The following is an 18194-nucleotide window of genomic DNA, read 5'->3' as shown; positions in this document are numbered from 1 at the left end:
CCGTTTCCGGCGGGGCTTCGGCCTTGTACGGACGGCCCGAGATCAGCGCGGAAGCGTCGTCTCGCCCATCAGAAAGAGATCGACCTCGCGCGCCGCCTGGCGGCCCTCGCGGATCGCCCAGACGACGAGCGACTGGCCGCGGCGCATGTCGCCCGCCGAGAAGACCTTGTCGAGCGTCGTCCTGTAGGTCGCGGTGTCGGCAGCCACATTGCCGCGCTTGTCGAGTGCGATACCCAGTTCCGCGAGCATGCCTTCATGGACGGGATGGACGAAGCCCATGGCGAGCAGAACGAGATCGGCCTTGAGGTCGAACTCGCTGCCGGCGATCGCCTGCATCTTGTCGTCGAGGCGGACGCATTCGATCGCCGTCACCTGGCCGCCCTCGCCGATGAGGCGGCGCGTCATGACGGAGAAGTCGCGCGCCGCGCCTTCGGCCTGGCTCGACGATGTCCGCATCTTGAGCGGCCAGTCGGGCCATGTCAGGAGCTTGTTCTCCTTCTCGGGCGGCGCGGGCATGATCTCGAGCTGCGTCACCGAGATCGCGCCCTGACGGAACGAGGTGCCGATGCAGTCGGAGCCCGTGTCGCCGCCGCCAATGACGACGACATGCTTTCCGCCTGCAAGGATCGGCTCGATGTTCAGAAGCGGCTCGCCGGAATTGCGCCGGTTCTGCTGCGGCAGAAAATCCATGGCGAAGTGAACGCCGCGAAGATCGCGCCCCTCGATGGGGAGATCGCGCGGATGCTCGGAGCCGCCTGCGAGGACGACGGCGTCGAACTCGTCCAGCAGCGTCTTCGCCTTCATCGTCACGCCGATATGGGCGCCATAATGGAAGGTCGCTCCCTCGGCTTCGATCTGTGAAAGGCGCCTGTCGATCAGGTGCTTTTCCATCTTGAAATCGGGGATGCCGTAGCGGAGCAGGCCGCCGGCCTTCGCGTTCTTCTCGAAGACATGGACCTCATGGCCCGCACGGGAAAGCTGCTGCGCGCAGGCAAGCCCGGCAGGCCCCGAGCCGACGATGGCGACCTTCTTGCCCGACCGCCTGGCGGCAGGCTGCGGCGGAAGCCAGCCCTCCGCCCAGCCGCGATCGACGATCGCGCATTCGATCGTCTTGATCGTGACCGGCTGCTCGATGAGGTTGAGCGTGCAGGCCGCCTCGCAGGGCGCGGGGCAGATGCGGCCGGTGAACTCGGGAAAATTGTTCGTCGAGTGGAGGTTGCGGCAGGCTTCTTCCCAATTGTCGCGATAGACCAGATCATTCCAGTCGGGGATCTGGTTGTTCACGGGGCAGCCATTGTGGCAGTAGGGAATGCCGCAATCCATGCAGCGGGAGGCCTGATCGCGCACGGCCTTTTCGCCGAGCGGAATCACGAACTCCTTGAAGTGACGAATGCGGTCGGAAGCCGGCTGGTACTTGCGGTCCTGCCGGTCGATCTCCAGAAATCCGGTAATCTTTCCCACGTTACTCTCCTGCCACGGCGATGGCTTCAGGGGCGCTTTGCTGCGCGCGTTCCATTTCCTTCAGGGCGCGCCGGTATTCGACCGGCATGACCTTGCGGAATTTGGGGAGCATTGCGGACCAGTTGCCGAGTATTTCCTTCGCCCGCGACGAATTGGTGTAGCGGGCGTGGTTTTCGATGAGCTGGCGGAGCCGCTCGGCGTCGAAGCGCGTCATGTCCGACATGATGTCGACGAGGCCGTGGCTTTCCAGATCGCTGCGCTGGTGGTGGAGCTTCTCCATCAGCGCGAGTTCGGATTCCACGGGCTCCAGATCGACCATCGCCATGTTGCAGCGCTTTTCGAACATGCCGTCCTCGTCGAGGACATAGGCGATGCCGCCGGACATGCCGGCCGCGAAGTTGCGGCCTGTCTCTCCGAGAACGACGACGATGCCGCCTGTCATGTATTCGCAGCCGTGATCGCCCGTGCCTTCGACAACGGCGATGGCGCCGGAGTTGCGGACGGCGAAGCGTTCGCCGGCGACGCCGCGGAAGTAGCACTCGCCGGAAATCGCACCGTAAAGAACGGTGTTGCCGACGATGATGCTCTTTTCGGGCACGATCCTCGTATTGGCCGGCGGGTAGACGATGAGGCGCCCGCCGGAAAGGCCCTTGCCGACATAGTCGTTGGCCTGGCCTTCCAGTTCGAGCGTGACGCCATGCGCGGCCCAGGCGCCGAAGCTCTGGCCGGCAGTGCCGTCGAGCTTCACATGGACCGTGTCGTCGGGAAGTCCGGCATGGCCATGACGCCTTGCGATGGCGCCAGAAAGCATGGCGCCGACGGTGCGGTCCGTATTCCCGACCGAGGTCTCGATCCGGACGTGCTTCTTCCGCTCGATGGCGTCGCGCGCTTCGGCGATGAGCTTGCGGTCGAGCACGCTGGCGATCTGGTGATCCTGCGTCTCGGTCCGGTAGATGGCGACACCCTTGCCGGCTTCCGGCTTGTGGAAGAGCCGCGAGAAGTCGAGGCCATGCGCCTTCCAGTGATCGACGACCTTGCGCTTGTCGAGCATCTGGAGCTGGCCGATCATCTCGTTGAAGCTGCGATAGCCGAGCGAGGCCATGTATTCGCGCACTTCTTCCGCGACGAAGAAGAAGTAGTTGATCACATGCTCCGGCATGCCGACGAAGCGCTTGCGCAGTTCCGGGTCCTGCGTCGCCACGCCGACGGGGCAGGTGTTCAGATGGCACTTGCGCATCATGATGCAGCCCGCCGCGATGAGCGGCGCGGTGGCGAAGCCGAACTCGTCGGCGCCGAGCAGAGCGCCGATGATGACGTCGCGGCCGGTCCTGAGACCGCCATCGACCTGCACCGTGATGCGGCCGCGCAGGCGGTTCAGCACCAGCGTCTGATGCGTTTCGGCGAGGCCGATCTCCCAGGGGCTGCCCGCATGCTTGATCGAGGTGAGGGGCGAGGCGCCCGTGCCGCCCTCGAAGCCCGAGATCGTGACGTGATCGGCGCGCGCCTTGGAGACGCCGGCGGCAACGGTGCCGACGCCGACTTCGGAGACGAGCTTCACCGAGACGAGGCCGTCAGGGTTCACGTTCTTCAGGTCGAAGATGAGCTGGGCGAGGTCCTCGATCGAATAGATGTCGTGATGCGGGGGCGGCGAAATGAGGCCGACGCCCGGCGTCGAGTGGCGCACCTTGGCGATGACGGCATCGACCTTGTGACCGGGCAACTGTCCGCCTTCGCCGGGCTTTGCGCCCTGCGCCATCTTGATCTGCATCATGTCGGAGTTGACGAGATACTCGGCCGTCACACCGAAGCGTCCCGAGGCGACCTGCTTGATGGAAGAGCGCATGGAATCGCCGTTCGGCAGCGGCTTGAAGCGGTCGGCTTCCTCGCCGCCTTCGCCCGTGTTGGAGCGGCCGCCGATGCGGTTCATGGCGATTGCCAGCGTCGTATGCGCCTCGCGGCTGATCGAGCCGAAGGACATGGCGCCGGTGGCGAAACGCCTGACGATCTCCTTGGCGGGCTCGACCTCCTCCAGCGGCACCGGCCTGCGGCCGTCGGCTTCTGCGGTCTTGATCTCGAAGAGGCCGCGAATGGCCAGAAGCCGCCTGCTCTGGTCGTTGATGCGCCGGGCGAACTCGCGATACTTGTCCTGGCTGTTGCCGCGCACCGCATGCTGAAGATCGCGCACCGAGTCCGGATCCCAGGCATGTTCCTCGCCGCGGAAGCGGAACGCATATTCGCCGCCAACATCGAGCGCGTTCCGTAGCACCGGCGCATCGCCGAAGGCGAGCTGGTGGCGGCGGAACGTCTCCTCGGCGATTTCATGGCAGCCCGCGCCCTCGATCACCGAGGCCGTGCCGGTGAAATATCTGGTCACGAAATCGGAGTTGAGGCCGATCGCGTCGAAGATCTGCGCGCCGCAATAGGACTGATAGGTCGAGATGCCCATCTTGGACATGACCTTGAGCAGTCCCTTGTCGATCGCCTTGATGTAACGCTTGGTGACCTCATAGGCGGTGAGCTTCTCGTCGAGCGAGGGAAGCATCGCTTCCAGCGTCTCGAAGGCGAGATAGGGGTTGATCGCTTCGGCGCCATAGCCCGCAAGACAGGCGAAGTGATGAACCTCGCGCGCCTCGCCCGTCTCGACGACGAGGCCGACCGAGGTGCGAAGCCCCTTCGCGATGAGGTGGTGGTGCACGGCCGATGTCGCAAGGAGCGCCGGGATCGCCATCCGTTCCGCCGATACCTTGCGGTCGGACAGGATGATGATGTTGAAGCCGCTGGCCACCGCTTCCTCGGCACGCTCGCAGAGGCGGCCGAGCATGGTTTCCATTTCGTCCGCGCCGCGCTCGGCCTTGTAGGTGATGTCGAGCGTCTCCGACCTGAAGTGATTGTCGGGGACCTCGCCGATCATGCGGATCTTTTCCAGATCCTCATTGGTGAGGATCGGCTGACGCACCTCGAGCCGCTTCACGCTCGACATGCCCTTGAGATCGAGCAGGTTCGGGCGCGGGCCGATGAAGGAGACGAGCGACATGACGAGTTCTTCGCGGATCGGATCGATCGGCGGGTTCGTCACCTGGGCGAAGTTCTGCTTGAAGTAGGTGTAGAGCAGCTTCGGCTTTTCCGAGAGAACGGAGACGGGCGTATCCGTGCCCATGGAGCCGATCGCTTCCTGGCCCTCGATCGCCATCGGCGACAGGAGGAACTTGATGTCTTCCTGCGTGTAGCCGAAGGCCTGCTGGAGATCGAGAAGCGCGGCGTCATGCGGAGGCTTCGCCGCCTTCGTGGCGGGTGGCATGTCCTCGAGCACGATCTGCGTGCGCTCGACCCACTTCTTGTAGGGGTTGAGCTTCGAGAGTTTCGCCTTGATCTCGTCATCGGCGATGATGCGGCCTTCCTCGAGATCGATGAGCAGCATCTTGCCGGGCTGAAGGCGCCACTTCTCGACGATGGTTTCCTCCGGCACGGGCAGCACGCCCATTTCGGACGCCATGACGACATTGCCCTCGTCGGTGACGAAATAGCGCGCGGGCCGCAATCCGTTGCGGTCGAGCGTCGCGCCGATCTGGCGGCCATCGGTGAAGGCCACCGCGGCCGGGCCGTCCCACGGCTCCATGAGCGCGGCGTGATATTCGTAGAAGGCGCGGCGATCCTCATCCATGAGCGGATTGCCCGCCCATGCTTCCGGAATGAGCATCATCATCGCATGGGCGAGCGAATAGCCGCCCATGACGAGGAGTTCGAGCGCATTGTCGAAGCAGGCGCTGTCCGACTGGCCTTCAACCGCGATCGGCCAGAGCTTCTTCAGATCGTCGCCCAGTATCTCCGACTGCATGGAGGAGTAGCGCGCCTGAATCCAGTTCACATTGCCGCGCAGCGTGTTGATCTCGCCATTGTGGCAGATCATCCGGAAGGGATGAGCCAGGCGCCATGTCGGGAAGGTGTTGGTCGAGAAGCGCTGATGCACGAGGGCGAGCGCCGTCACCATGCGCGGGTCGCGCAGGTCCTTGTAGTAGGAGCCGACCTGGGCGGCGAGCAGCATGCCCTTGTAGACGATGGTGCGCGAGGAGAGGGAGGGGATGTAGAGATCCCGGGGCATCCTGCCCGTTTCGCGGAAGATCGTGTTGAAGATGCGCTTGCGGATCACGAACAGCTTGCGCTCGAAGTGAACCTGATCGCCGATGCCGGGCCCGCGCGCCACGATAAGCTGACGATGGAAGGGTTCGGTCGGCTTCACCGAATAGCCGAGATCGGAATTGTCGACGGGCACGTCGCGCCAGCCGAGGAAAACCTGACCTTCCTCGATGACTGTCTTCTCGACGAGTTCGACGATCTTTGCCCGTTCCGCCTCGTCGCGAGGCAGGAAGAAATGGCCGATGGCGTATTCGCCGGGAGCGGGAAGCGCGATACCGAGAGCGGCGCATTCCTCGCGGAAGAAAGTGTCGGGGATCTGGATGAGGATGCCGGCGCCGTCGCCCGCCTTGGGGTCCGCGCCTACCGCGCCTCGATGTTCGAGGTTCTCGAGGATCCTGAGGCCGTCCTCGATGATCTTGTGGGATTTCCGGTTGTGGATGTTCGCTACGAAGCCGATGCCGCAGGCATCGCGTTCATTGCGCGGATCATAAAGACCCTGCGCATCTGGAAGCCCCGCCGGTACTGCCGCCATGTCCTCAAACGACCTGGCGACGACCGCGGGGCGCTCCCCGCTCTTGGGCGTCCGGCCTCGAGCCTTCTCCATCTTGTCCATCGTTCCTCGCCTATCCGCTCCCCATGCGCCGGAGACGGACCGTTCCTGTTGCCGTCGGCGACTGGATCGCGCACCGGGCGTCCTTCAGGGCGCCAGAAAGCCACGTTTCGCTCAACGGATCGCACGTCTGGTTGTTAAATAAAGTCCCGCAGGGCAATGGGTTGCATCGCCGTACAAGGTCGCCGGCCCGTCCCGGCCCGCCCGATGAGGCGCACCGCAAACGGGGCCTTTGCTTTCCACGGGCATTTTCTCTCATCGGAACCCGATGCCCATCTTAGCCTGAAGATCATGCCGAAAGTCCGGGCCTGAATCAAGCAAATACGACAGGTATGCTGACCTAAAAAATTTGGGCCGGAAATCAGAGGGTTAGACGCGCGCGGAAAGGATCTCGCGCAGGCTTTCGGCATCTTTCCTATATTGTCGGCCCTATCGGGAGGCGGATGGCAATCAGCATGATTTTCACAAGCGACAATGCGTTCGGCGTGGCGGCGGAAATTCTCGAGGCGATCGGGCGCGCGAATGAGGGCGCCGTTCCGTCTTATGGCGAGGATGAGATCACGGCGCGGCTTCAGCGGCGCTTCGCGGAGCTATTCGAGCGCGAGGTTGCCGTCTTTCCGGTGGCGACGGGCACGGCCGCCAATGCGCTGGCGCTGGCGGCGCTGACGCCTTCCCATGGCGCGATTCTTTGCCATGAACAGTCCCATGCGCATGCCGATGAGTGCGGCGCGCCGGAGATGTTCACGGCAGGAGCGAAGCTCATCGGCGTTCCGGGCGGCGAGGGCAAGATCGACCCCGAGGCGCTCGAGGCCGTTCTGAACTCCCTTCCGGCGGGCGTCGTTCACCACGTTCAGCCCGCGACCCTGACGGTCACGCAATCGACGGAGGCCGGCACTCTTTATAAGGCGGACGAGCTTGCCCGCCTCGTCGCGCTCGCGCATACGCGGAACCTCGCGGTCCATATGGACGGGGCGCGGTTCGCCAATGCGCTCGCCGCAACGGGCCTCACGCCCGCCGAAATGACCTGGAAGGCAGGCATCGACGTCCTTTCCTTCGGCGCGACGAAGAACGGGGCGCTCGCCGCCGAGGCAGTGGTCTTTTTCGATCCCGGGCGCGCCGCCGACTTCGCCTTTCGCCGCAAGCGTTCCGGGCACCTCTTTTCAAAGATGCGATTTCTCTCCGCGCAGCTCGAGGCCTATCTCGCCGACGGTCTGTGGCTTCGCAACGCCGCCCATGCCAATGCGATGGCGGTTCGGCTCGCGAGCGGCCTCCGCCAGCTTGACGGCGCGGCCCTCCGCTTTCCGGTCGAGGCCAATGAGGTTTTCGTTCGGCTTCCGCGGGGCGTGTTGCGGCGCCTGCGGGCGGCGGGAGCGCGGTTTCACCCCTGGCCGATGGCGGGGGATGACGGGGAGGCCATGACCATCCGGCTCGTCGCCTCGTTCGCGACGCATGAGAGCGATGTCGATCGCTTCCTTGCGGTTGCGCGGGGTTGAGTTCAATACGGAGCGAGCTTCAGCCTTCGTTAAATGTGATCGCCTAAACTTGCCCGAGGTTCCCCGTTCGGAGCCGGATATAGGGGATCGCATGGCTGGTGCGAAATCGACGCCCGACTATGAAGCGATGATCGCGCATGCGGAAGCCGCCGTGGCGGCCCTGCGCGACAGTTTCCGCGAGACGCTTGCCGAGGATATTGCGAGCCTCGAGGAAATCTACTCGCGTCTGGACAAGGGCGTTCCCCCTGCGGATGTGCTCAGGGACATCCACTCCATCGCGCACAATATCAAGGGGCAGGGCGGTTCCTTCGGCTATCACCTCATCACGTCGATCGGCGCGTCGCTTTGCGACTATCTGCGCACGGGCGACAGGACGTCGAAGCGCTCGCTCGATATCGTGAATGCGCATATCAAGCTGCTCAGGCTTGTGAGCGACAACGATCTTTTCGGCACGGGCGGCGACACGGGTGCGCGCATCGTCGAGAAGCTCGCCACGCTGACGGCCTGAACCATCCCCTCATCACCCGGTTCCGTCAGCCGATCAGGCTGTCGATCTCGTCCAGCATCGCGGAGAGCGCATTCTGCGGCGCTTGCGGGTTTTCCGTGCGGCCTGCGGCGACCACGCGGGTCATTTCGGCGATCAGCAGGTCGATCTTGAAAGGTTTGGCGACAAAGCCGTCCATGCCGGCCGAGAGATAAGTCTCGCGCTGGCTTTCGGCCGCATGCGCCGTCAGGGCGACGATCGGAATATTCCGCCAGGCCTCGTCCGCGCACCTGATGAGCTTCGTCGCGTTGATGCCGTCGAGTTCCGGCATCTGGATGTCCATGAGCACGACGTCGAAGGTCTGGCGCTCGAGAAGGCGCAGAGCCTCGATACCGTTATTCGCGATCGTCAGATGGTGGCCGAGCCGCTCCATGACTGCGATCATCAGTTTCTGATTGACCGGCTGGTCCTCGGCGAGCAGCACTTCGAGGCTCGTGGTTCCGTCGGTCTGCGTGGCCGCCACGCCCCCTTGCTCCGCGGCGGCCGGTTCTCCGGCTGTTCGCGTGTCGCTGGCGCGTCTGGCCGCAAGTTCGCCGTTCACCTGCTGCAAGTCGTCTGTGCGCGCGCGCAGAAGGCTCCGGGTCTCGTCCAGCTCGGCTTTCAGTTTCTTCGTCCGCGAGAGGTCGTTTTCGATGACGATGAATTTGCCGCGTTTCCCGGCGGCCTCGGCAATCGGGTGAACCTCGATCGAGGCCCAGTATTCGCGCCCGTTGCTCGCGTGATCGACGGTCTCGACCTTGTAGCCATGGTTGAAGCGCACCGCCTGCCTCAAGGCCGACAGCGCTCCAATGGGCTTGCAGTGTCGCGAATAGATATTGTCGAGGTTGCGGCCTTCAATCTCGGCGCGGGAGAAGCCCGTCATGCGCTCGAAGCCCGCGCTCGCCCAGACGATCCGGCCTTCATCCGTCGCGATCAGCACGCCGGCGTCGAGCTTGTCGATGGCCTCAAGCAGCACTTCGTTCCGCTCGATGCAGCCGTCGAGGCTCAGCAGCAATTCATCGATCCGCTTTGCGAGTGTGCCGATTTCGTTCGGCGGCAGTTCGGAGGAAAGGTCGAGTGTGTCGCCCGCGCTGCTTCGTGCGAGCGCGTTTCCAAGACGCGAGATCGGCCGCAGCATGGACGATTGGGCGAGCCAATAGAAAGCCGCGAGAAGCACAAGAAAGAGCGCGCTGCGCGCCGCGAGTGCCGAGATCAGCGGGCCGGCCACTCTCTCTCGCGACGCGCCTTGATCGATCACGATGAGCGCGTTGAGGCCGAGAGGCGCGACCGGCGTGACATGCAGCCAGAAGGAAGGGCTTCCGCCCGAAAGGCCGATGTCGCGGCCCGTCCCGCTCTCGATGCTCTTCGTCAGTCCGTCCCGGACGGCCGCATCCTTCAGAATGGCGGCATCGTCCATTTCCCCGGGGCGCGCGGCCTTGTCGACGAGATGCCCTTGCCGATCGACGAAATAGACGCCAACGAGATCGGAGAAGTACCGGGTCTGCCAGTTCACATGGCGGATCGCGTCCGGAAGCGAGAAGGAAGGCTCCCGCTCGGCGTGCATGAGCAAATTGCCGGAAAGGATCGCTGCGCGGTCGGCCAGATGATCCAGAAGCTCCCGCTTCGCATGAAGATATTCGAGAGAAAGCTGGCAGAGCGCCAGAAGCAGGGCCAAGGCGACAAACTTCAGTCCGAACTGACGCGCAAGGCTTCTGCTCTGGCCCTCGTTACCCGTCAGCATCTTACCGCGCCTCGTTTACACGACGCGGCGCAGATGGGTCTCCATCCCGATGTCCGATCGACGAACTCCATCCGCCTTCTTCGCCTTCATACGCGCTTCAACATGATTTTCTAGCCTTCCGAGAGTTAAATCCCTCCTAAGGCGAAATTCGCGTTTCATCGGAATTGAAGCGGTTTCAGGGCGCCGCCTTCATGCGCGCGTCGAGGAATTCTCCCAACTGCCCCAGCGACAATCTTGCTTCCGGCAGGAAGGTCGCGGCCTGAAAGACATGGGGCAGGTCGTGCCAGACCTTCAGATCGACAGCGACCCCGGCGGCGCGCGCCTTTTCGGCCAGACGCAGCGAATCGTCGAGCAGGATTTCCCGGTCGCCGACATGGATGGCGAGCGGCGGCAGCCCTTCGAGGCGGCCGAAAAGCGGCGAGGCGAGCGGGTCCGTCGGCACCGTGCCCTGCAGGTAATGGCGGGCGGCGAGCAGCAGCCCGTCCAGCCCGAGCATCGGGTCGAGGCGGGCATGGGTGACATGTGTCCAGCCGGAAGCGGCAAGGTCGGTCCAGGGCGAGAGGAGCGCAGCGCCGGCCGGTAGGGGCTCGCCCTTGTCCCGCAGGGCGAGAAGCAGGGCGAGCGAGAGGCCGCCACCGGCGGAATCGCCCGCAATGGCGATGCTGGCGGGGTCCGCGCCTTGCGAGAGGAGCCAGCGATACGCCTTGAGCGCATCCTCGACCGCGGCGGGGAAGGGATGCTCCGGCGCCAGGCGATAGTCGATGACGAGCGCGCGCGTTCTTGCGGCACGCGCCATGTTCGAGACGATGTTGCGATGAGTTCGCGGGTTGCAGAAGATGTAGCCGCCGCCATGAAGATAGAGCAGAAAGCGTCCCGGAATCTCCGTATCGGGAACAACCCATTCGGCGGCGATGCCCTCCACGTCGAGCGGTTCGGCGCGGGCGTGCCGCAGCGGGCGGTTGAAGCGCTCGATCAGGCGGTCGAGCCTCTGGCGCAGGAGGCGCGGATCTGCGTTGGGGTCGAGCCTGCGCGCCGTCAGGATGCGGAGCAGGTGGTTGAAAAGCTTGGCTCTCGTGCTCGACATGAAGCCCCCGCTGCCTGTGCGGCGAAATGGTGGATGCGTTCGCCCCGTTCCTTCATATTGTTGGGGTAGCTTAATGGCGATGCCGGTCTTTCGCCATATTGCAAGACTGCCAGGGGGAACTCTCCGCCTATGACCATCCGCAATCTCGACAAGATGTTTGCTCCGCGTTCCATTGCATTGATCGGGGCAAGCATGAGGGCAGGCAGCGTCGGCAATGTCGTGCTGAAGAACCTGACCGGCGGCGGCTATGGCGGGAAGATCTGGGCGGTCAATCGCCGTGCCGCCGAGTTCGGCGGTCGCATGTGCGATGTCGAGGCCGTCGCGAGTGTGAGCGATCTTCCCGCCGCGCCCGATCTTGCCGTCATCGCGACGCCGCCCCAGGGCATACCCGATCTCGTTGCGGAGCTTGGTTCGCGGGGCACGCGCGCGGCGGTGGTCATCACCGCGGGCTTCGGCGAACTCGGCGAGGAAGGCAGGGCGCTTCAGGCGCGCATGCTCATGGCCGCGCGGCCTTCGCTCATGCGTATCGTCGGCCCGAATTGCCTCGGTGTCATGGTGCCGGGCGCGGGGCTCAATGCCTCCTTCGCGCATATCGCGCCGCTCAAGGGCAATATCGCCTTCGTGTCGCAATCGGGCGCGGTCATCACGACGATGCTCGACTGGGCGACGACGCGCGGCATCGGCTTTTCCCACATCGTTTCGCTCGGCGGCATGGCGGATGTCGATTTCGGGGACATGCTCGACCATCTCGCCCAGGACCCGCAGACGCGGAGCATCCTTCTCTATGTCGAATCGATCGAGCATGCCCGCAAATTCATGTCGGCGGGCAGGCAGGCCGCGCGGTTGAAGCCCGTCATGGTGATAAAGGCCGGGCGGCATGCGGCGGCGGCCAGGGCGGCCGCCTCGCATACGGGTGCGCTCGCAGGCTCCGACGCGGTTTATGAGGCCGCCTTCCAGCGCGCGGGCATGCTGCGCGTGAGGGGCCTCGACGATCTCTTCGAGGCGATGGAAACGCTCTCCACTCGGCCCGAGCGCAAGCCGCTTGGCGGCGAACGTCTCGGCATTCTCACCAATGGCGGCGGGCTCGGCGTGCTGGCGACGGATTTCCTCATCGAGGAAGGCGGGCAGATGGCGGAGCTTGCGCCCGAGACGCTCGCCGCGCTCGATGCCGTGCTGCCGCGCACATGGAGCCGGGGCAATCCCGTCGACATCGTAGGCGACGCCCCGGCGGAGCGTTACGCGGCGGCGATCGGCATCATGCTGAAGGACCCGAATATGGATGCGCTGCTCGCCATCAACTGCCCGACGGCGGTGGTGGACAATGTGGCGGCGGCGCGCGCGGTGGCCGATGCGGCGGAGAAGAGCGGGAAGCCCGTCTTCACGAGCTGGCTCGGCGATCTGACCGCGCGGGCGGGGCGCGAGGTTTTCCTGTCGCGCCTCGTGCCGACCTATGACACGCCGAGCCAGGCGATCACCGCCTTCATGCACCAGGTGCGCTATCGCCAGAACCAGCGGCTTCTGATGGAAATCCCGCCGGCGGGCCCGGCATGGCCCAATCGCGATGTGACGCGCGCGCGTGAAATCGTCGGCCGCGTGCTTGCGGAGAAGCGTGAATGGCTCAACGAGCCCGAAGCGAAGTCGCTGCTTTCGGCTTACGGCATTCCCGCGGTCGATACCCGCGTCGCGCATGACGGAGAGGAGGCGGCGCGGATCGCCGCCGAAATCGGCTTTCCGGTGGCGCTCAAGATTTTCTCGCCCGACATCACCCACAAGACCGATGTCGGCGGCGTCGCGCTCGGCCTTGAAAGCACCGACGCTGTGCGCGAGGCGGCGAGCCGCATGCTCGCCATGGTGAGCGCGGCGGCACCGGGCGCGCGTATCGAGGGCTTCACGGTTCAGCGCATGGTCAGCCGTCCGAGTGCATTCGAACTCATTCTCGGCGTGGTGGACGACGCGACCTTCGGTCCGGTCATTCTCTTCGGACAGGGCGGCACGGCCGTTGAGGTCATCCGCGACAAGGCGATGGCGCTGCCGCCGCTCAATCGCGTGCTCGCCGAAGACCTGATACGGCGGACGCGCATTTCGCGGCTTCTCGAAGGCTATCGCGACCGGCCGCCCGCCGATTTCGACGCCATCGCCGGCACGCTGATGGCGCTTGGCGATCTTGTCGCCGATCTGCCGGAAGTGCTCGAACTCGACATCAATCCGCTATGGGCGGACCATCGCGGCGTCATCGCGGTCGATGCGCGCATCCGCGTGCGGCCGGCCGTTTCGGTCGGCACCGAGCGGCTCGCCGTGCGCCCCTATCCATCAGATCTCGAAGGCGTGCTCCGCGACCGCAAGGGCAGGACCTATCCCATGCGGCCGATCAAGCCGGAAGATGTGACGCTCATCGACGATCTTCTCGCTCATACGGACCCGGAAGATCTCCGCATGCGCTTCCTGTCGCCGCTGCGTCAGTTGCCACGCCAGCTCGCCGCGCGCCTGACGCAGATCGACTATGATCGGGAGATGGCTTTCGTCGTCTTCACCGACGCTTCCATGCGCGAGATCGCGGCTGTGGGGCGCCTGTCCGAAGACCCGGATCGGGAGCGCTCCGAATATGCCATCCTTGTGCGGACGGATCATCAGGGGATCGGGCTCGGCTACACGCTGATGCAGCACCTCATCGACTATGCTCGCATGCGAGGGGTTGGCATCGTCTTCGGCCATGTGCTGCGCGAGAACCATCACATGCTCGATCTCTGCGGGGCGCTCGGCTTCGTGCGCGAGCATATCGAGGGCGAGCCGGGCGTCGTCGAGATGCAGCTTCCCCTGCGTCGGACGGCGTGAAAAAGAGCGCCCCCGGGCGGTCCCGGAGGCGCTCTCATTCATCCGCCTGGTGTGGCGTTATTCGGCAGCGGCGAGGTTGCCCTCGATTGTCCGCGCATTCGACACCGAGGACTTGATCGCGATCTGGCGCGGTTTCAGCTCCTCGGGGATGCGGCGTACGAGATCGACATGGAGCAGCCCGTTCTCAAGCTGCGCGCCCTTCACCTCGACATGGTCGGCAAGCTGGAAGCGGCGCTCGAAGCTTCGGCCGGCAATGCCCTGGTAAAGGTAATTGGTGTTTTCGGGCTCGCTGCGCTTGCCGGAAATGGTGAGCACGTTCTGCTTCACCTCGATCGAAAGATCGTTCTCGGAAAAGCCCGCAACGGCCATGGTGATGCGGTATTCGGCCTCGCCCAGACGTTCGATGTTGTAGGGGGGATAGGTCGGGCTTGCGTCCCGGGTCACCGAGTCGAGCAGCGACTGGAGCTGGTCGAAGCCGACCGTCGAACGGTAAAGCGGGGAAAAATCGAAGGTTCTCATGGGCGTTACATCCTTTTAAAGCGATGGAAAACCAGCGGACGAAAGGCTTTAATGCCGCCTCGGCGAGGCCGGCCGGAGCCCTTCACCCCGGACCCGCACATGCGGCGTCCGGCGATCTGGAAGTAGGAATTGCGGTCCGCCAGTTCAAGATGGGGATATCTTCCGCGCCGCCTGCCGGATTGGCCTGACAGAGGCGGGCACCAGAGGGGACGATGATGAAATTGCGATCATGGGCGCGGGCGGTTCTGATGGCTGCGGCGGGCTTCGCGGCTCTCGCGCAAGCGGCGCAGGCGGAGGAAGCCGGCACGATCAGGCTCGGGGCGGCAGTCTCGCTGAGCGGCAAGTACTCGACCAATGGCGTCTATACGCGCAATGGCTACGACCTCGCCGTCAAAGCGATCAACGAGCGCGGCGGCGTGAAGGTCGGCGGCAAGAGCTACAAGCTCGAGATCCTCTATTACGACGACGAGTCGACCCCGGCGCGCGGCGCGCAGCTTGCCGAGCGGCTCATCCAGCAGGACAAGGTGCAGTATCTGCTCGGGCCCTATTCCTCCGGGCTCGCCGAGGCGATGGCGCCGGTGAACGAGAAATATGGCGTGCCCATGGTCGAGGCGAATGGCGCGGCCATCTCGCTCTTCCGCAAGGGGTACAAATATCTCTTCGCCGTCCTCTCGACCACGGATCAATATCTTCAGCCTGCGGTGCAGCTCGCCGCTTCCCGCGCCGCCGACCCGACGAAGCTCAAGGTCGCTATGGCCTTCGAGAACGATCCCTTCTCACAGGACGTGCGCGAGGGCGTGACCGCCGATGCCAAGCGCTATGGCATGAAGATCGTCATCGACGACAAGCTGCCGCCCGAACTCAACGACATGTCGGCGACGCTGACCAAGGTCAAGGTCCTGAAGCCCGATCTCCTCATCGTCTCCGGCCATGAGAAGGGCGCGGCGACCGCCATCCGCCAGCTTGCCGATCAGCGGGTCTATGTGCCGCTTCTCGCCATGACCCATTGCGACTCGGCGCAGATCGCGGAGAAGTTCGGCAAGATCGCCGAATACACGCTCTGCGGCGCGCAATGGGCGCCGTCGCTCACCTATTCGGACGCGCTTTTCGGCAAGGCGAGCGACTATGCCGCGCTCTATCAGAAGACCTATGGCGAGCCCGCGCCCTATCAGGCGGCGGAATCGAGCGCCGCGGTGCAGGTCTATGCCGATGCCTTCGAGCGCGCGGGCAGCCTCGACCCCAAGGCGGTGCGCGAGGCGCTCGCTGCGACGGATTTGCAGACCTTCTATGGGCCGATCAAGTTCGACGAGACGGGCAAGAATGCCGGAAAGCCCATGGTGCTCTTCCAGGTGCAGGACGGGAAATATGTCGTCGTCTGGCCGGAGAAATGGGCCGAGGCGAAGCTGCGCGCGCCGACGCCCGGCTGGGACGAGAGGTGAACGCCAGGTGATCGACAATCTTCTCCTCCTCGTCCAGAACCCTTCCTTCGCGCTCGATGTCGTGCTGAACGGCCTTCTCGTCGGCGCGATCTTCGCGCTGGCCGCCTATGGCATGTCGCTCGTCTGGGGCGTGCTCAACATCGTCAACATCGTGCAGGGCGAACTCGTCGTCCTTGGCGGGTTCATCGCCTTCGCGCTGGCGAGCCATGGCGTGCCGCCGCTCGCAGCGCTGCCGCTCTCGGCCGCCCTGATGTTCTGCGTCGGCTGGTTCCTTTATCGTGTCGTCGTGTTCCGCGTGGTGGACAAGGACCTATTCATTTCCATTCTCGCCACCTTCGGCCTTTCCATCCTCATCCAGCAGCTCATGAACATGGTCTTCGGCTCCGATGTGCGCAGCATCGACACCGGGCTCGGCTCGATCCACATGCTCGACGGCGCGGTAACGCTCGCCTGGATCAAGATCATCGCCTTCGTGCTGGCGCTCGCGGCGGGCGCGGCGCTCTGGCTCTTCCTGCGCCATGCGCGGATGGGGCAGGCGATCCGTGCGACGGCGCAGAACGCGCGCGCCGCGCATGTGCTCGGCATCGATACCGATCGCGTCTATGTCGTCACCTATGGCATCAATGCGGCTCTTTGCGGCGCGGCCGGCAGCCTCGCCGTCATGGCCTGGACCATCCATCCCTATATCGGCCTGCCCTATACGGTGCGCTCGTTCCTCATCGTCGTCGTCGCCGGGCTCGGCAATGTCGCGGGCGTGGTCGCGGCCGGGCTCGGGCTCGGCGCGGTCGAGAATGTGGCGGGCTTCGTCCTTGGCGCCGAATATCAGATCGCCTTCGTCTTCGCGCTGATGGTCGCGATCCTCGTCTGGCGCAATCTGCGCGCCGCTCGCAGCAGAAGCTATCTGTCATGACGGAGGCACTCACCGACAAGGGGTGGCGGCTGCCCGAGCCTGCATTGCTCGCGGGCATCGCGCTCGCCGCGCTTGCGGCGCCCTTCCTCATGCCGGGGCTCGTCACCCAGCTTGCCTTTTTCTGGCTGATGGTGGTTCTGGCGCAGAGCTGGGACATGCTCGGCGGCCAGATGGGCTACAATTCATTCGGCAGCATCGTCTTTTTCGGTATCGGTTGTTATGCCTGCGCGGTCGTGCAGCGCGATTCCGGCCTTCCCTATTTCGAGGCGCTGGCGCTCGGCATCGGCGTGGCCGGCATTGCCGCGCTTCTCTTCGCCTTCCTCTCCGGCGCCGTCCTTCTTGGCATTCGCGGACACTACTTCGCCATCGCCACGCTCGGTCTCGGCATCGCGGCGGGCGAGATCGCGGCGGGCTGGGATTATGTCGGCGCGGGCTCGGGCATGGCGATGCCGCTTTATCCGGGCGCACTTGGCGGGCGCGAACTCTTCTTCTATTTCCTTCTGTTCGCCATCGCGGCGCTCTGTTTTCTGACGCTGCGAGCAATCTACAGGACGCGCTTCGGCCTTGCGCTCAATGCGATCCGCGACGATGAGGACAAGGCGGAGGCGATGGGCCTCCAGACGACCCGCATCAAGACGGCGGCCTGGGCGATCTCGGCCTTCTTTCTCGGGCTTGCGGGCGCCGTCACCGGCAACATGCTCGGCTTCATCGATCCGCGCGACGTGGCCTTCTCGGGCGCGACTTTCGGCGTCTGGATGGTGTTGATGGCGATCCTCGGCGGCAAGGGCACGCTCTGGGGACCGGTCATCGGCGCGGCGATCTTCCATTTCACCAAGGAATTGTTCTGGGCCTATCTGCTCGGCTGGCAGCGCGTCGCGCTCGGCCTGCTCATCGTCGTCATCGTGCTCTTCTTCCCGCAAGGCATCATGGGCTTCCTCGCCGCGCGCAGATCGGGAGCGCGCGCATGAGCCCGCTCCTCGAAGTCCGCAATGTGACGAAGCGCTTCGGCGGCGTGATCGCCAATGACGACGTGTCGCTCGCCGTGAAGGCGGGCGAGATCGCCGGGCTCATCGGCCCCAACGGCTCCGGCAAGACGACACTTTTCGGCTGCATCACCGGCGCCTTTCCGGTCGATGGCGGCGAGATCCTGTTCGAGGGCAGGCCGATCTCGCGCCTCCGCGTCGGCCCGATTGCGCGGGCGGGCCTCGTCAGGACCTATCAGCAGACGCATGTCTATGGCGAGATGAGCGCCATGGAGAACATGCAGATCAGCTCGCGCGACGCGCATGGGGGCGTGCTGGCGCTCTTGCGTCCGCGCCCGCGCGGCCTCGATGCGCGCGCGGAGGAGCTGCTCGCCTTTGTCGGCCTCCACGAAAAGCGGCACCACAAGGCGGGGAGCCTGAGCTTCGGCCAGCAGAAACTTCTCGAATTCGCCATGGCGCTGATGA

At 64.6% G+C, this 18194-nt stretch carries 12 protein-coding genes; 7 read left to right on the top strand and 5 right to left on the bottom strand.

Translation table 11 applies throughout. The features are described from left to right. Window positions 1-42 precede the first annotated feature (42 nt). Together PKA57_RS06360 and gltB are read right to left on the bottom strand one after the other, a co-directional pair. Window positions 43-1461: a glutamate synthase subunit beta gene (locus PKA57_RS06360; protein WP_324298666.1), complete on the bottom strand. Its 1419-nt coding sequence runs from the start codon at window positions 1459-1461 to the stop codon at window positions 43-45. A 1-nt stretch (window position 1462) separates the two neighbouring features. Then, entirely contained in the window at window positions 1463-6127 is a 4665-nt protein-coding gene (gene gltB, locus PKA57_RS06355) for a glutamate synthase large subunit (RefSeq protein WP_324298664.1), read from the bottom strand. A gap of 533 nt (window positions 6128-6660) precedes the next feature. On the opposite strand from gltB, the gene PKA57_RS06350 reads away from it, so the two are divergent. Next, window positions 6661-7698 (top strand): low specificity L-threonine aldolase, encoded by a 1038-nt coding sequence (locus tag PKA57_RS06350; RefSeq protein ID WP_324298662.1) that lies wholly within the window; start codon window positions 6661-6663, stop codon window positions 7696-7698. A 91-nt stretch (window positions 7699-7789) separates the two neighbouring features. Beyond that, window positions 7790-8206, top strand: a complete 417-nt coding sequence (locus PKA57_RS06345) for an Hpt domain-containing protein (protein WP_324298659.1) — start codon at window positions 7790-7792, stop codon at window positions 8204-8206. Between the two features lie 25 nt (window positions 8207-8231). Here the strand turns inward: PKA57_RS06345 and PKA57_RS06340 are convergent, their stop codons facing one another. Both PKA57_RS06340 and PKA57_RS06335 read right to left on the bottom strand, forming a co-directional pair. Continuing rightward, entirely contained in the window at window positions 8232-9962 is a 1731-nt protein-coding gene (locus PKA57_RS06340; RefSeq protein WP_324298657.1) for a response regulator, read from the bottom strand. Window positions 9963-10137: 175 nt separating this feature from the next. Beyond that, window positions 10138-11046, bottom strand: coding sequence for an alpha/beta hydrolase (locus PKA57_RS06335; RefSeq protein ID WP_324298655.1), 909 nt, complete (start codon window positions 11044-11046; stop codon window positions 10138-10140). Window positions 11047-11238: 192 nt separating this feature from the next. Here PKA57_RS06335 and PKA57_RS06330 point away from each other — a divergent pair, with 192 nt between their 5' ends. Continuing rightward, window positions 11239-13878 carry a bifunctional acetate--CoA ligase family protein/GNAT family N-acetyltransferase gene (locus PKA57_RS06330; RefSeq protein WP_324298653.1) on the top strand — a complete coding sequence of 880 codons (2640 nt, stop codon included), beginning with the start codon at window positions 11239-11241 and terminating at the stop codon, window positions 13876-13878. A gap of 57 nt (window positions 13879-13935) precedes the next feature. On the opposite strand, the gene PKA57_RS06325 is transcribed toward PKA57_RS06330, so the two are convergent. Further along, window positions 13936-14397 (bottom strand): Hsp20 family protein, encoded by a 462-nt coding sequence (locus PKA57_RS06325; RefSeq protein ID WP_324298651.1) that lies wholly within the window; start codon window positions 14395-14397, stop codon window positions 13936-13938. 212 nt (window positions 14398-14609) lie between these two features. Between PKA57_RS06325 and PKA57_RS06320 the strand changes: the two genes are divergently transcribed. The 4 genes from PKA57_RS06320 to PKA57_RS06305 all read left to right on the top strand — a co-directional run. Further along, window positions 14610-15836, top strand: a complete 1227-nt coding sequence (locus PKA57_RS06320; protein ID WP_324298649.1) for an amino acid ABC transporter substrate-binding protein — start codon at window positions 14610-14612, stop codon at window positions 15834-15836. Window positions 15837-15843: 7 nt separating this feature from the next. After that, window positions 15844-16746 carry a branched-chain amino acid ABC transporter permease gene (locus tag PKA57_RS06315; RefSeq protein WP_324298647.1) on the top strand — a complete coding sequence of 301 codons (903 nt, stop codon included), beginning with the start codon at window positions 15844-15846 and terminating at the stop codon, window positions 16744-16746. Beyond that, window positions 16743-17714 carry a branched-chain amino acid ABC transporter permease gene (locus PKA57_RS06310; protein ID WP_324298645.1) on the top strand — a complete coding sequence of 324 codons (972 nt, stop codon included), beginning with the start codon at window positions 16743-16745 and terminating at the stop codon, window positions 17712-17714. Before PKA57_RS06315 ends, PKA57_RS06310 begins: the two co-directional genes overlap by 4 nt. Further along, window positions 17711-18194 (top strand): ATP-binding cassette domain-containing protein (locus PKA57_RS06305; protein ID WP_324298643.1); only part of this gene is annotated, 484 nt, incomplete at its 3' end. The genes PKA57_RS06310 and PKA57_RS06305, both read left to right, overlap by 4 nt.

The organism is Parvibaculum sp. (genome assembly GCF_035325945.1).
Lineage (GTDB): Bacteria > Pseudomonadota > Alphaproteobacteria > Parvibaculales > Parvibaculaceae > Parvibaculum.
The sequence above is the reverse complement of the archived record's forward strand: the minus strand, read 5'-3'. Positions and strand labels throughout refer to the sequence as shown.

What these genes read in the sequence shown, in the direction of transcription:
- gltB (WP_324298664.1), bottom strand. Translation starts at nt 6,127, where the DNA reads ATGGCGGCAGTACCGGCGGGGCTTCCAGATGCGCAGGGTCTTTATGAT.
- PKA57_RS06350 (WP_324298662.1), top strand. Translation starts at nt 6,661, where the DNA reads ATGATTTTCACAAGCGACAATGCGTTCGGCGTGGCGGCGGAAATTCTC.
- PKA57_RS06345 (WP_324298659.1), top strand. Translation starts at nt 7,790, where the DNA reads ATGGCTGGTGCGAAATCGACGCCCGACTATGAAGCGATGATCGCGCAT.
- PKA57_RS06340 (WP_324298657.1), bottom strand. Translation starts at nt 9,962, where the DNA reads ATGCTGACGGGTAACGAGGGCCAGAGCAGAAGCCTTGCGCGTCAGTTC.
- PKA57_RS06335 (WP_324298655.1), bottom strand. Translation starts at nt 11,046, where the DNA reads ATGTCGAGCACGAGAGCCAAGCTTTTCAACCACCTGCTCCGCATCCTG.
- PKA57_RS06330 (WP_324298653.1), top strand. Translation starts at nt 11,239, where the DNA reads ATGAGGGCAGGCAGCGTCGGCAATGTCGTGCTGAAGAACCTGACCGGC.
- PKA57_RS06325 (WP_324298651.1), bottom strand. Translation starts at nt 14,397, where the DNA reads ATGAGAACCTTCGATTTTTCCCCGCTTTACCGTTCGACGGTCGGCTTC.
- PKA57_RS06320 (WP_324298649.1), top strand. Translation starts at nt 14,610, where the DNA reads ATGATGAAATTGCGATCATGGGCGCGGGCGGTTCTGATGGCTGCGGCG.
- PKA57_RS06310 (WP_324298645.1), top strand. Translation starts at nt 16,743, where the DNA reads ATGACGGAGGCACTCACCGACAAGGGGTGGCGGCTGCCCGAGCCTGCA.